This is a genomic window from Streptomyces pactum (assembly GCF_002005225.1).
GTDB classification, from domain to species: Bacteria; Actinomycetota; Actinomycetes; order Streptomycetales; family Streptomycetaceae; genus Streptomyces; species Streptomyces pactum_A.
Genome location: NZ_CP019724.1, coordinates 6,155,918 through 6,168,685 on the forward strand (window position 1 = coordinate 6,155,918; position 12,768 = coordinate 6,168,685).

The 12,768-nt window shown below is 72.7% G+C and carries 13 protein-coding genes; 4 read left to right on the forward strand and 9 right to left on the reverse strand.

Annotated elements, in window-relative coordinates; translation table 11 throughout:
- Window positions 1–24: 24 nt before the first annotated feature.
- Window positions 25–339, forward strand: a complete 315-nt coding sequence (locus B1H29_RS26315) for a hypothetical protein (protein WP_055417700.1) — start codon at window positions 25–27, stop codon at window positions 337–339.
- Between the two features lie 221 nt (window positions 340–560).
- On the opposite strand, the gene B1H29_RS26320 is transcribed toward B1H29_RS26315, so the two are convergent.
- From B1H29_RS26320 to glnA, 3 genes are all read right to left on the reverse strand, one after another.
- Window positions 561–1,745, reverse strand: coding sequence for a winged helix DNA-binding domain-containing protein (locus B1H29_RS26320; RefSeq protein ID WP_055416582.1), 1,185 nt, complete (start codon window positions 1,743–1,745; stop codon window positions 561–563).
- Window positions 1,746–1,832: 87 nt separating this feature from the next.
- Window positions 1,833–2,093 (reverse strand): hypothetical protein, encoded by a 261-nt coding sequence (locus B1H29_RS26325; RefSeq protein ID WP_055416581.1) that lies wholly within the window; start codon window positions 2,091–2,093, stop codon window positions 1,833–1,835.
- A 162-nt stretch (window positions 2,094–2,255) separates the two neighbouring features.
- Window positions 2,256–3,665, reverse strand: coding sequence for a type I glutamate--ammonia ligase (glnA, locus tag B1H29_RS26330; protein ID WP_055416580.1), 1,410 nt, complete (start codon window positions 3,663–3,665; stop codon window positions 2,256–2,258).
- A 253-nt stretch (window positions 3,666–3,918) separates the two neighbouring features.
- Between glnA and B1H29_RS26335 the strand changes: the two genes are divergently transcribed.
- Entirely contained in the window at window positions 3,919–4,386 is a 468-nt protein-coding gene (locus tag B1H29_RS26335) for an RDD family protein (RefSeq protein WP_055416579.1), read from the forward strand.
- Window positions 4,387–4,599: 213 nt separating this feature from the next.
- Here the strand turns inward: B1H29_RS26335 and B1H29_RS26340 are convergent, their stop codons facing one another.
- From B1H29_RS26340 to lipB, 4 genes are all read right to left on the reverse strand, one after another.
- The gene (locus tag B1H29_RS26340; RefSeq protein WP_055416578.1) at window positions 4,600–5,304 is read right to left on the reverse strand and encodes a DUF4191 domain-containing protein; all 705 of its coding nucleotides are present in this window, start codon (window positions 5,302–5,304) and stop codon (window positions 4,600–4,602) included.
- A gap of 80 nt (window positions 5,305–5,384) precedes the next feature.
- Window positions 5,385–5,600, reverse strand: coding sequence for an SCO2195 family GlnR-regulated protein (locus B1H29_RS26345; RefSeq protein ID WP_055416577.1), 216 nt, complete (start codon window positions 5,598–5,600; stop codon window positions 5,385–5,387).
- A 232-nt stretch (window positions 5,601–5,832) separates the two neighbouring features.
- Window positions 5,833–6,786 carry a lipoyl synthase gene (gene lipA, locus B1H29_RS26350; RefSeq protein WP_055416576.1) on the reverse strand — a complete coding sequence of 318 codons (954 nt, stop codon included), beginning with the start codon at window positions 6,784–6,786 and terminating at the stop codon, window positions 5,833–5,835.
- Between the two features lie 175 nt (window positions 6,787–6,961).
- The gene (lipB, locus tag B1H29_RS26355) at window positions 6,962–7,759 is read right to left on the reverse strand and encodes a lipoyl(octanoyl) transferase LipB (RefSeq protein WP_055416575.1); all 798 of its coding nucleotides are present in this window, start codon (window positions 7,757–7,759) and stop codon (window positions 6,962–6,964) included.
- A 235-nt stretch (window positions 7,760–7,994) separates the two neighbouring features.
- Between lipB and B1H29_RS26360 the strand changes: the two genes are divergently transcribed.
- A complete protein-coding gene (locus tag B1H29_RS26360; RefSeq protein ID WP_055416574.1) occupies window positions 7,995–9,458 on the forward strand; it encodes a hypothetical protein in 1,464 nt (487 codons plus the stop codon).
- 101 nt (window positions 9,459–9,559) lie between these two features.
- On the opposite strand, the gene B1H29_RS26365 is transcribed toward B1H29_RS26360, so the two are convergent.
- Together B1H29_RS26365 and B1H29_RS26370 are read right to left on the reverse strand one after the other, a co-directional pair.
- Complete coding sequence (locus tag B1H29_RS26365; RefSeq protein WP_055416573.1) at window positions 9,560–10,963, reverse strand: NAD(P)/FAD-dependent oxidoreductase; 1,404 nt, start codon at window positions 10,961–10,963, stop codon at window positions 9,560–9,562.
- Window positions 10,964–11,170: 207 nt separating this feature from the next.
- Window positions 11,171–12,088 (reverse strand): TIGR01777 family oxidoreductase, encoded by a 918-nt coding sequence (locus B1H29_RS26370; protein WP_055416572.1) that lies wholly within the window; start codon window positions 12,086–12,088, stop codon window positions 11,171–11,173.
- 72 nt (window positions 12,089–12,160) lie between these two features.
- Here B1H29_RS26370 and B1H29_RS26375 point away from each other — a divergent pair, with 72 nt between their 5' ends.
- Window positions 12,161–12,655, forward strand: coding sequence for a GNAT family N-acetyltransferase (locus B1H29_RS26375; protein ID WP_055417699.1), 495 nt, complete (start codon window positions 12,161–12,163; stop codon window positions 12,653–12,655).
- The last annotated feature ends 113 nt before the right edge of the window (window positions 12,656–12,768 follow it).

Here is a 12,768-nt window from a genome sequence, read left to right on the forward strand (position 1 = left end):
CCTGACCGCGACAGGAGGATGCCCGTGCCCGCTGCCGCACTGAAGCCGAAGCCGTTGCCCACCCAGTCCACCGCCAAGCGGCCCGTCCTGCTCGACCTGCCGTACGAACCCGTGGAGAAGCGTCCGCTGCCGGCGGGCCGACCCCGTGAGTGGTACGTCACGCACAACCGCCGGCTCAAGGCGATGCGGCTCGCCATCGCCCTGCTCGACTCCGGCGTGTACCTGCCGAACCAGGCGCGCAACGAGAGGATACGCAGCGCCGCCGAGACGATCGGCGTCCACCCGCCGTCGGACACGACGTGCCACATGGTGCGGGCGCTGATGCGGTACTCGCGGTGAGCGGTGGCGCCGGGTGCCGCTCGTTGCGGGCGCCCGGCGTCGCTGTCGCGGTCTTCGGGGGCTGCCGCCCCCGGAGGGAAACCCGGCTCCGCCTGCACGGCCTCGTTGGCCCCGTCGGCCTCGTCCCCGGTCTCACCAGAGGGGAGCGAGAAGGTGGCCACCCGGCGGGCCGGGATTCCCGGCCCGGCGTCGAGGAGCCGTCCGGCGCCGCGTGAGCGTGCCTATGCCGACAGCTCCCGCTCCAGGGGAGTCCGGAACCGCGGAGTGACCCGTGTCGTCCCCACCCAGGACGCCAGCCGCTCCGCCTCCGCCGCGATCGCACTCTCCGCGTCGCGGCCGATCCCCTCGCCGGCCGGCACCCGCCAGACGATCTCGCCGTCGGCCCGCTGGGCCCAGCCGCCGATCACGCGGCCGTTCCACCACACCGTCGGCCCCACGTTGCCGCTGCGGTCGAACAGCATCGGCCGCAGCTCGGGCGCGAGGTACCAGTCCCGCTGCCGCCGGCCCATCGCGGTCGGGTCCAGCGCGGGCAGCAGCGCCGCCCACGGTTCGGGAGGTCCGGCGACCGGACCGGCGTCACCCGCGACGACGTACCCGGTGCCCTCGTCCAGTGACACCGTCTCCGCGCCGATCGCGGCCAGCGCCCGGCGCACCTCCGTCACGCGCCACCCCGTCCACCACTTCAGGTCTTCCTCGGTGGCCGGCCCGCACGCCGCCAGCCACCGCCGCAGCAGCTCCGCCTGCGCCTCGGCCGGGTCCAGCGCGGGATGCTCGGGCGCCGGCGCCCAGCGGAACTGGCCGGACGTCCACGAGCCCAGCGGCCGGCCCCGGACGACCTTGCCCTCCACGCCCAGCACCTTGAGCAGCCGGGTGGAGACGGTGTGCACGCCCTCGTAGCTCTTCCCGGCCGCGTAGACGAACTGCTCCTTCAGGCGCGGCTCGTCCCGGGCCAGCTCGGCCGCCGTGGCCTGGCCGCGCCGGGCCAGCGCGGCCAGCGCCGACTCCTCGACCTCCGTCAGCCAGGCCGCGTCCGGCGCCCCGGCCTCCGCCATGTTCCTGAGCAACGTGGCCCGCTCGCGGGCGGCGACGGTGCGACCGGTCGAGGCGTGCACGACCGCCGTCAGCTCCGTCGGGAACACGAACACGGTGTGCCGCATGCCGTGCATCCGGACCAGTGTCCCGTCCTCGTACAGCGCCCGCTCCGTATCACCCACGGTCTTCGCCGCGTCCGCCAGCCGTGCGCCGACCGCCAGGTACACCGTCGCGGGGTCCGTGCCGTGCAGCGCGACCAGCGAACCGGCGACCTCCTCCGGGCTCTCCGCCCGGGACGGTCCCGCAAGCCGCTGCCGCAGCGCGAGCCGGTCCCGCCGCTCCGCCGTCCCGATGTGCCGCGGTCCCTCACCCATACCGGCCTCCACCCGCCTGTCGCGTCCTCGGTACGGCCATCCTGTCCGGCACCACTGACAACGCCGGGCCGCGGCCCGCTGTGCGGCCTAGTAGGACGCCCGGAAGTTGGCGTACCCGAGCAGGACGATCAGCGCGGCCACGCAGCCCAGCACCACGGCGGTGGACACCCACGACGACCGGCGTCCGGACCCCACGTGCTCGGGGTCGGCGCGGAAGGGGACCGGTCCGGGCGGGTTCTCCTTCCAGCGCGCCGCGAGCATACGGGCGCGTGCGGAGGGTTCCTTGTGCTCGGCACCGTCCGCCCACTTGATGTCGAACTCGCGTTCCTCTTCGTCCCGATCGGACATGTCCGGTCCCTCTCCCCGTCCCCTGACTCGAACAACCGTGTCAGTAAACATGATCCCGGGCCGGGTTCCCTCTGGAAAGCTTTTCGGCCAACGACGACGCCCCCGTCCCTGGCGAGCAGGAGACGGGGGCGTCGGACGACCCGGGCCGGACCCGGGCGTCGGTCACACGTCGAAGTACATCTCGAACTCGTGCGGGTGCGGACGTAGCTGCAGCGGCGCGATCTCGTTCGCGCGCTTGAAGTCGATCCACGTCTCGATCAGGTCCGGCGTGAAGACGTCGCCCTGGAGGAGGAACTCGTGGTCGGCCTCCAGGCGGTCGAGGACCGCGCCGAGGGAGGTCGGGACCTGCGCCACGTTCGCGTGCTCCTCGGGAGCCAGCTCGTAGAGGTCCTTGTCGATCGGCTCGGCCGGCTCGATCTTGTTCTTGATGCCGTCCAGGCCCGCCAGCAGCAGGGCCGAGAAGGCCAGGTACGGGTTTCCGGAGGCGTCCGGCGCGCGGAACTCGACGCGCTTGGCCTTCGGGTTCGAGCCCGTGATCGGGATACGCATCGCGGCCGAGCGGTTGCGCTGCGAGTACACCAGGTTCACCGGCGCCTCGAAGCCCGGCACCAGGCGGTGGTAGGAGTTCACCGTCGGGTTGGTGAAGGCCAGCAGCGACGGGGCGTGCTTGAGGATGCCGCCGATGTAGTAGCGGGCCATGTCCGACAGGCCGGCGTAGCCCTGCTCGTCGTAGAAGAGCGGGTCGCCGCCCGACCACAGCGACTGGTGGACGTGCATGCCCGAGCCGTTGTCGCCGAAGATCGGCTTCGGCATGAAGGTCGCCGTCTTGCCGTTCTTCCAGGCCACGTTCTTCACGATGTACTTGAAGAGCTGGAGGTCGTCGGCCGCGGCGAGCAGCGTGTTGAACTTGTAGTTGATCTCCGCCTGGCCCGCGGTGCCCACCTCGTGGTGCTGGCGCTCGACCTGGAGGCCGGACCGCTCCAGCTCCAGGGAGATCTCGGCGCGCAGGTCGGCGAAGTGGTCGACCGGCGGGACCGGGAAGTAACCGCCCTTGTAGCGGACCTTGTAACCGCGGTTGTCCTCCAGGGCACCGGTGTTCCAGGCGCCGGCCTCGGAGTCGATGTGGTAGAAGGACTCGTTCGCGCTGGTGGCGAAGCGGACGGAGTCGAAGACGTAGAACTCCGCCTCCGGGCCGAAGAACGCCGTGTCGGCGATGCCCGTGGAGGCGAGGTAGGCCTCGGCCTTCTTCGCCACGTTCCGCGGGTCGCGGGAGTACTGCTCGCCCGTGATCGGGTCGTGGATGAAGAAGTTGATGTTGAGGGTCTTGTCCCGGCGGAACGGGTCGAGGCGCGCGGTGGACAGGTCGGGGCGCAGCGACATGTCCGACTCGTGGATGGCCTGGAAGCCGCGGATCGAGGAGCCGTCGAAGGCCTGCTCGTCGTCGGGGTCGAACGCCGCGGCGGGCAACGTGAAGTGCTGCATGACGCCCGGCAGGTCGCAGAACCGGACGTCGACGAACTTGACGTCCTCGTCTGCGATGTACTTCTTGACGTCGTCGGCGTTCTGGAACATCCAGCTCCTCCTACTCCCGACCGTCCCGCCGGGGTGGTAGATCGTTCGTGCGGCCAGTGCGGGTGGCACACGCTTCCTCGACCCTAGGGACGGGTGATTTCTCGGGCGTGACCCATTTGTTTCGCAGAAGTTAACCGGCTCGGTTCCAGCCTAGGCCTCATCCGGGCCCGCCACACCCCGCCGTACGCCGCCCCGCGGCCCCTGCGCCCACCCTCCGTCCTTCGGTCATATACGGCCGCAGTACCGTGGACGGGTGGACAACAGGCAAGCAATCGGATCGTGGCTTTCCGGGCCGCGCGCGGCCATCGAAGAGGCCGGCGCCGATCTCGGATACCGGGGTGAGCAGCTCGGTCTGCCCGAGGAGGGACCGGGCTCGATCGCCCGCCCGGGCCGGCGGATCGGCGCCCTGGCCGTCGACTGGGCCCTGTGCCTCCTGATCGCATACGGCCTGATCACGGACGGCTACGACCAGGCGACCGGCAACTGGGCCCTGCTGATCTTCTTCGTGCTGAGCGTGCTGACCGTCGGTACGGTCGGCTTCACCCCGGGCAAGCGCCTCTTCCGCCTGCGCGTGCTGGACCTGGGGACGGGCCGCCCGAGTCCCCTGCGTGCCCTGCTGCGCTCGGCCCTGCTGTGCGTCGCCCTCCCGGCGCTGATCTGGGACCGCGACGGCCGGGGCCTGCACGACCGGCTGGCGCGCACCGTGGAAGTGCGGATCTAGCGGACGGCGCGACACGGACGGCACGACACGGACGGCACGACGCCGTCACCGCGACACGGACGGCACGACGCCGTCACCGCGACGCGGACAGCGCGACGCCGGCGGTAGAAGGCAGACGGTACGAGGCAGGCGGTACGACGCCGGTACGGCGATGGGGCGCCCGGAGTGATCCGGGCGCCCCATCGCCGTACCGGCGTATCGGAGTCCTACGGGTCAGCGTCCCCTGGGGTTGCCGCCCTTGGGCATGCGCATGCCCTTCGGCATCGGGCCCTTGGGCAGCGGCATGTTGCTCATCAGGTCGCCCAGGGCGCGCAGCCGGTCGTTGGTCACGGTGACCTGCGGGCCGCTCAGGACGCGGGGCAGCTTGAGCATGGTCGTGCGCAGCTTCTTCAGCTCGACCTGGCCCTCGCCGGTGCCCACGACCAGGTCGTGCACGGGCACGTCGGCGACGATGCGGTTCATCTTCTTCTTCTCGGCCGCGAGCAGGGACTTCACCCGGTTCGGGTTGCCCTCCGCGACCAGCACGATGCCGGCCTTGCCGACCGCGCGGTGCACCACGTCCTGGTTGCGGTTCATCGCCACCGCGGGTGTCGTCGTCCAACCCCGGCCGATGTTGTCCAGCACGGCCGCCGCAGCGCCCGGCTGGCCCTCCATCTGGCCGAAGGCCGCCCGCTCGGCCCGGCGCCCGAAGACGATCGCCGTCGCGAGGAAGGCGAGCAGCACGCCCAGGATGCCCGCGTAGATGGGGTGACCGATCAAGAAACCGATCGCGAGGAGGACACCGAAGACGACGATGCCGACACCCGCGAGCACAAGACCGATCTTCTTGTCGGCCTTGCGGGTCATCTTGTAGGTCAGAGCGATCTGCTTCAGTCGCCCGGGATTCGCAGCGTCCGCTGCAGGTTCCTTCCTCGCCATGGCACGAAGTCTACGTGTCCCCGAAAGCGCCGACGACGGCAGTGCCCGGCGCGGGGGAGGGGACGCGGGCCGGACCGGGATCAGGGGCGGCCGGCGACGGACTGCCGCAGGACGCGCTCCGTCTCGATCCGGTCCTCGGCGCGGCGGCGGTCCTCCAGCACGGAGGTCCAGGCGTTGCGCCGGGCGGTGCGCTGACCGCCGCTCATCAGCAGCGACTCGACGGCCCGCAGCGCGGTGGTGAACGACGGGATGGCGGTGGCGCGGACGGCGGTGGGGCGAACTGGCGCGGCCTGCATCGTGGAGGTCCCCCCTCGGTACGGCTCCGGGTGCGGAGACGGGTGTACGTGGTGTGATACCAGGGTCACAGACTGGTGTTACCAGGGCGTGACCCGCCGGTCAAACGGACGTGAAGCCGCGATGCCGCAGGCCACAACGGCGTCGCGGCCCCGACCGGTGTCCTCATCTGCGAGGACGGTCGGGACCGCGGCGTATCGGCCATTACTGGCGAGTAGTGACTTGTGCGTGAATTCACACGGTGGCGGAGTGACGCTGCTCCATCGCCATCCGGTAAAGCCGTCCGGCCCGGTACGAGGACCGCACCAGCGGGCCCGACATCACGCCGGAGAAGCCGATCTGCTCGGCCTCCTGCTGAAGCTCCACGAACTCCTGCGGCTTGACCCAGCGCTCCACGGGGTGGTGGCGCACCGACGGGCGCAGGTACTGCGTGATGGTGATCAGCTCGCAGCCCGCCTCGTGCAACTGCTTCAGCGCCTCGCTGATCTCCTCGCGGGTCTCGCCCATGCCGAGGATCAGGTTCGACTTCGTGACCAGACCGTAGTCGCGGGCCTCGGTGATGACCTTCAGGGAGCGCTCGTAGCGGAAACCGGGGCGGATGCGCTTGAAGATCCGGGGCACCGTCTCGACGTTGTGCGCGAAGACCTCGGGGCGGGAGGCGAAGACCTCCTGGAGGAGCTCCGGCACCGCGTTGAAGTCGGGGGCCAGCAGCTCGACCTTGGTGCGGCCGTCCGCGCGCTCCGCCGTCTGCTGGTGGATCTGGCGCACCGTCTCGGCGTACAGCCAGGCGCCGCCGTCCGGCAGGTCGTCACGGGCGACGCCGGTGATGGTGGCGTAGTTCAGGTCCATGGTGACCACGGACTCGCCGACCCGGCGCGGCTCGTCGCGGTCGAGCGCCTCGGGCTTGCCGGTGTCGATCTGGCAGAAGTCGCAGCGCCGCGTGCACTGGTCGCCGCCGATGAGAAAGGTCGCCTCGCGGTCCTCCCAGCACTCGTAGATGTTGGGGCAGCCGGCTTCCTGGCAGACCGTGTGCAGGCCCTCGCTCTTCACGAGGTTCTGCATCTTGGTGTATTCGGGGCCCATTTTCGCCCGGGTCTTGATCCACTCGGGCTTGCGCTCGATGGGGGTCTGGCTGTTGCGGACCTCCAGGCGCAGCATCTTGCGTCCGTCGGGTGCGACTGCGGACACGACCGGCTCCCTAGCGATTGATTCTTCGGCGTTCTTCAGGGTACGCCCGTTGATTTGTTGGTCGGCGGTGGTACCGGCCCTGCCGGGGGCTGTCGCCCCCAGGCCCCCGCTCCCGGCCTGAACGGCCTCGTCCTCCAACGCCGGACGGGCTGGTTTCATGCCGCCGGCGCGGGAGTCATGCGGGCGTCTTCTCGATCACCCGCGGCTTCGGGTCCGCGTTCTCCAGGACGTCCCGCAGATGGCGTTCCGCCACCGGCAGTACCTCCTCGATGGTGACATCACGGCCGAGTTCGCCCGCCAGTGAGGCGACGCCCGCGTCGCGGATGCCGCACGGGATGATCTTGTCGAACCACTTGTTGTCCGGGTTCACGTTCAGGGCGAAGCCGTGCATGGTGACGCCCTTGGCGACCCTGATGCCGATCGCGGCGATCTTGCGGTCCTCGCGGCGCTGGCCGGCGTTGGACGGGGCGTAGTCGGGGCCGTTCAGGCGGGGGTCGAACTCGTCGTCCGTCAGGCGCGGGTCGAAGTCCAGGGAGAGTCCGCCGAGCGCGGGGCGCCGCTCGACCGGGTCGCCGAGCACCCAGACCCCGCTGCGGCCCTCCACCCGGCTGGTCTCCAGGCCGAACTCCGCGCAGGTGCGGATCAGGGCCTCCTCCAGCCGCCGTACGTGCGCCACCACGTCCACCGGACGCGGGAGCTTCTGGATCGGGTAGCCCACGAGCTGGCCCGGACCGTGCCAGGTGATCTTGCCGCCGCGGTCGACGTCGACGACCGGTGTGCCGTCCAGCGGACGCTCGCCGTCCTCGGTGCGCCGGCCGGCGGTGTAGACCGGCGGGTGTTCGAGGAGCAGCACCGTGTCGGGGACCTCGTCGGCGAACCGCGCGGCGTGCACCCGGCGTTGCTCGTCCCACGCCTCCTGGTACTCGACGCGATCGGCACCGAACCCCATTCGGACGAACCGCAGCTCACTCACGGCAAGTGCCTCCCTGGAAGGTCGTAAGGCACGAACCGTGCCCACGCCACTGTACGACCGTCCGTTCGCCGTCAGCAGGGCGGGCAATCCTCACACGATCGGATGAATGCCGGTCGAAGTGTGCGATCGGGTGTTTACTCTCCGCTACATTCGCGCCGTTCGAGAGGCCATAAGGGCTGCTCACAGGCGCTCCGGGCACATCGAACGCCCGGAAGGCAGGAGACCGCACCGCACCATGACGGAACGACCCGCGCAGCGCACCCCCAACCGCCAGCTAGCCGCGCTCATCGCCGAAGCGGGGTTCTCCAACGCGGGTCTCGCGCGTCGCGTCGACCAGCTCGGACTCGAACACGGCCTGGACCTGAGATACGACAAGACGTCCGTCACCCGGTGGCTGCGCGGCCAGCAGCCCCGCGGCACCACCCCGGCCCTGATCGCCGAGGTCTTCACCCGGCGCCTCGGCCGCCGCCTCACCGCCCAGGACCTCGGTCTGGACGCCTGCGCGCCCGTCTACGCGGGGCTGGAGTTCGCCGCGTCCCCGGACGAGGCCGTCGACATCGTCGGCGGGCTGTGGCGCAAGGACTCCGGCAGCCACGCCGAACTGCGCAAGATCGCCTTCACTCCGGCGGGCCTCGTGGTGCCCAGCCGGGACTGGCTGATCGGCCGCGCCGACGAGAAGGTGGCCCGGGTCGAGGTGCCCGTACGCATCCCCGCGCAGGGCCGTCCGGCGACACCAGGAATCCCCGCCCAGCTCGCCCCGTCCCGCCGGCGGGTCCCGGCCGAGCGCGCGCCCGGCCAGAAGGTGACCGGCGGCGACCTCGCCGCGCTGCGCTCGGTCGGCGAGCTGTTCCGCAGCCTGGACGACCGGTACGGCGGCGGACACGCCCGCCAGGCCCTCGTGCGCTACCTGGAGCACGAGCTGGAACCGATGCTGCGCGGCACCTACGGCGAGCAGACCGGCCGCCGGCTGTTCGCCGCCGCCGCCGACCTGACCCGGCTCGCGGGCTGGACCTCCTACGACATCGCCGCGCACGGCCTCGCCCAGCGCTACTTCGTACAGGCGCTGCGGCTGTCGCAGGCGGCCGGCGACCGGGCGTACGGCTCGTACGTGCTGGTCACCATGAGCCGCCAGGCCGTCTACCTGGGCCACGGGCGGGAGGCGGTGCAGCTCGCGCGGGTGGCGCAGCAGGGCGTGGGGACCTCCGCGCCGCCGGTCGTGCAGACGCTGCTGCACGCCGCCGAGGCCCGGGCGCACGGCCTGCTCGGCGAGGTGCGGGCCTGCACCGCCTCGCTGGTCCGGGCGGAGCGCGCCCTGGAGACCGCCCGGCCCGGCGACGACGTGCCGCACTGGGCGCGCTTCTTCGACGAGGCGCAGCTCGCCGACGAGTTCGGGCACTGCCACCGCGACCTGCAGCAGTTCCGCGCCGCCGCCCAGCACGCGGAACGCTCGCTGCAACTGCGCGCCCCCGTCTACGCCCGCAGCCGGCTCTTCTGCCGGGTCGTCCTCGCCACCGCCCGGCTCGGCCTCGGCGAACTGGACCAGGCCTGCCAACTGGCCGCCGAGGCGGCCGGGCAGGCGGCCGAGATGCGGTCGGTGCGCGCGACGGAGTACGTACGCGACTTCGAACGGCGCCTGGAGCCGTACCGGGACGCGGCGCCGGTGCGGGGGTACCGGGACAGGGTGGCGGCGCTGGGGTAGCCGGTAGCCGGGACGAGGCGGCGGTGCCGGGGAGCCGGGCGGGGCGCGCGACGACGGGCTGCCCGGGGCACGTCCCGGGCAGCGGTCGCGTCGGCGGGCCGCTAGGCGGCGCGGGCCGTGGGCAGGGCCTCCGCCGTGTGCATCGGCCGGCCCGCTCCCAGGTCCGTCAGGATCGCCGCCGACGCCCGGTGGCCCGAGTGCAGCGCGCCCTGGACCGTGCTCGTGTCGCGGTGGTCGCCGCACACGTACAGGCCGGCCAGGAGCCGCACCGGCCTGCGCAGATCGTGCGGTGCGCGCATCGCGGGCACCGCCTCGGGCGTGTGGTGCACGGCGAGGGTCTCCCAGCGGGTGGTCGGGGTGCCGTAGAGGCGGGACAGATGGATGCGTACGGCGGTGTCGACGTCGGACGGGACAGCGCCCAGGACCGTCGACGAGACGAGGACGCGCCCGGCCGGTGCGCGGGACGGGTCCACGTGGCTGACCACCGCCGTGTGGGCGACCGGGCCGCCGCGGTCCGCGTCCAGCAGCAGGGAGGCGCCGGTCGCCGGGGGGACGTCCGTCGTGTGGTGCACGACCGTCACCGGGTGGAAGTCCGGCACCCTGAGGCCCGGCAGCAGCTCGGCCGCGGCGCGGGCGTCGGTCGCCACGAGGACGGCCCGGCAGCGGATGACGCCGTGCTCCGCGGTGGTCACGGCGTTGGTGGCGACCGAAATGACCCGGACGCCGGTGTGCACGGTGCCGGGCGGCAGCGCCCGTGCCAGCAGCTCCGGCAGCGCCTCGGCGCCGCCCTCGGGCAGCCCGAGCCGCCCGCCGGCGAAGGCGTGCAGCGCCAGGTCGGCGCACCGGCTGGAGGTCGTGAGCTCCGGGTCGCACAGCAGGGCGGCGAGCAGCGGGCGCAGGAAGCCGTCGATCGTGCGGGCCGGCAGCCCGCGGACCGCCAGCGCCTGGGCGGCGGGCAGCTCCGGCCGGGCCAGCAGCCGTTCGACCGGGGTGCTCGCCAGGCGGGTCAGCGCGGCGCCGAGCCTGGCCTGGTCGACGGCGGTGCCCAGCGGGGCCCCCGCCCGGGTGCGAGGGGCGGTCACGGGCCCCCCGGACGTCCCCGGCGCGTTGGCCGGGCGCCGGGGCGCGGGAACCGACCGGGGGGCGCTCGCAAGGGCGCGCACCGCATGAAGTGCGCCCCTTGCGCCCCGCGCGCCCGCCGGAGCGCCCGCGCGGTGGTGACGGCCCTCGCTGTGCAGGAGGACCCCGGGTGCGAACGGTCGCAGCGCGAGGCCGTCGAGCCCTGGGGTGTGGCGTAGTTCGGCGTACGCCGTGGACAGCGGCTGGCCGATTCTGTCGAGCCGGAAGCCGTCGACCTTCTCGGTGGCCATCCGGCCGCCCACGCCATGGGCGGCCTCCAGGACCGTGGTCGTCACTCCTGCGCTGGTCAGTCGATGCGCCGCGGCGAGTCCGGCGATCCCGGCTCCCACGACGACGACGTCCGCCTGGTACGCGGGCTCAAGCACGTGCCCCTCCTCGAGGTTGCGCGGCCGCTGAGGACGTCATGCCCCCAACCGGCTTGAGGGATACCCGAGTTCGAGTCGAGGTTAGGGCCGGAAACGGTCAAGGGGAGTCGCACGGAGACAGGGCACGGTCGCACGACGGTCGCATGCGAGCTCGGTATGGCCACCAAGTGGTCGGCACGGGTCGGCGCGTGGTCGGCGCCGGTTCCCTCAGAGCGCCGCCCGGATCGCCCCGTCGATCTCCGGGAACGCGAAGCGGAAGCCCGATTCCAGCAGGCGGGCCGGGAGTACCCGGGCGCTGCCCAGGACGTCGCCGGCCATCTCGCCGAGCGCCGCGCGCAGGACCGGGGCGGGCACCGCGAAAGGGGCCGGGCGGTGCAGCACGCGCCCCATGGCCGCGGTGACCTCACGGTTCGTCAGCGGGTGCGGGGCGGTCAGGTTGAAGGGGCCGGAGAGGTCCTCGCGGTCCAGAAGGTGCCGGATGGCCGCCACTTCGTCGTGCAGCGCCACGAAGGACCAGTACTGGGACCCGTCACCGAGCCGTCCGCCGAGCCCCGCCCGGAAGAGCGGGAAGAGCCGCCCCCAGGCACCGCCCCGGCGGGCGACGACCAGCCCGGTCCGCACGAACACCGTCCGTACGCCCGCCTCCCGGGCGGGGACCGCGGCGGCCTCCCATTCCACGCACAGGGACGGCAGGAAGCCCTCGCCCGCGGGTGCGCTCTCGTCGACGGCCCGGTCACCGGTCTCCCCGTAGAAGCCGATCCCGCTGCCGTTCACGAAGACCCGCGGACGCCGCTCCAGCGAGGCGACGGCCTCCGCGAGCGCCGTCGTGCCGTGCACCCGGCTGCTGCGGATGCGTGTCTTGTACGCGTCGGTCCAGCGGTGGTCGCCCACCCCGGCCCCGGCCAGATTGACCACGGCGTCGCACCCGTCGAGCCCGGCCGCGTCCACGCGACCCCCCTCGGGATCCCACCGGACCTCGTCCGCGTCCCGGGGCGCGCGGCGTACCAGGCGCACCACCTCGTGCCCGTCCGCGGCCAGGGACCGCGCCAGCGCGCCGCCGATGAGACCGGACGCGCCGGCCACCGCCACGCGGGAACGTACCCTGTCCATGCGCCCATCCTCCATGCGCCCATCCTGCCGCGCGGGCCCGGAAAAACCCCGGACCGGCTCCCGGTTCCCCGTCGTACAGTGATCGTCATGCCAGTCCCGCACATACGCCACGCCAGACCCGACGACGAGCAGCCGCTGCGCCGGCTCGACCAGGAGACCTGGTCCTCGCTGCACGCCGTCTCGCCCCCGCCGGGACCGGACGACCCCTTCTTCCGCGAGACCTCGGGCCCCGCCGACCACCTGGTCGCCGAACTGGACGGCGCCGTCGTCGGCTACGTCCGCCTCGGCTTCCCCACGCCACTGGCCTCCAACGCCCACGTACGCCAGATCCGCGGCCTCGCCGTCTCCGACGCGGCCCGCGGCAACGGCGTCGGCCGCGCGCTCGTCCGGGCCGCCGTGCAGGAGGCCCGCCGCCTGGGTGCCCGGCGCGTCACCCTGCGCGTGCTGGGCCACAACACCGCGGCCCGCAAGCTCTACGAGTCCGAGGGCTTCGTCGTCGAGGGAGTGCAGCCGCAGGAGTTCCATCTCGACGGCGAGTACGTCGACGACGTGCTGATGGGGCAGTCGCTGGTCGGCCCCTGACCGGCTCCTGACCGGCCCCTGACCGGCTCGTGGCCGACCCTCGGCCCGCTCCCGGCCGGCCCCCGGCCGACTCGTGACCGGGTGATCGGTCCCTGACCGGCTCGTGACCGGTC

Bases quoted from the DNA above. Each gene is read 5' to 3' on its own strand.
- B1H29_RS26320 (WP_055416582.1), bottom strand. From the start codon at position 1,745: ATGGGTGAGGGACCGCGGCACATCGGGACGGCGGAGCGGCGGGACCGG.
- B1H29_RS26325 (WP_055416581.1), bottom strand. From the start codon at position 2,093: ATGTCCGATCGGGACGAAGAGGAACGCGAGTTCGACATCAAGTGGGCG.
- glnA (WP_055416580.1), bottom strand. From the start codon at position 3,665: ATGTTCCAGAACGCCGACGACGTCAAGAAGTACATCGCAGACGAGGAC.
- B1H29_RS26340 (WP_055416578.1), bottom strand. From the start codon at position 5,304: ATGGCGAGGAAGGAACCTGCAGCGGACGCTGCGAATCCCGGGCGACTG.
- B1H29_RS26345 (WP_055416577.1), bottom strand. From the start codon at position 5,600: ATGCAGGCCGCGCCAGTTCGCCCCACCGCCGTCCGCGCCACCGCCATC.
- B1H29_RS26360 (WP_055416574.1), top strand. From the start codon at position 7,995: ATGACGGAACGACCCGCGCAGCGCACCCCCAACCGCCAGCTAGCCGCG.
- B1H29_RS26370 (WP_055416572.1), bottom strand. From the start codon at position 12,088: ATGGAGGATGGGCGCATGGACAGGGTACGTTCCCGCGTGGCGGTGGCC.
- B1H29_RS26375 (WP_055417699.1), top strand. From the start codon at position 12,161: ATGCCAGTCCCGCACATACGCCACGCCAGACCCGACGACGAGCAGCCG.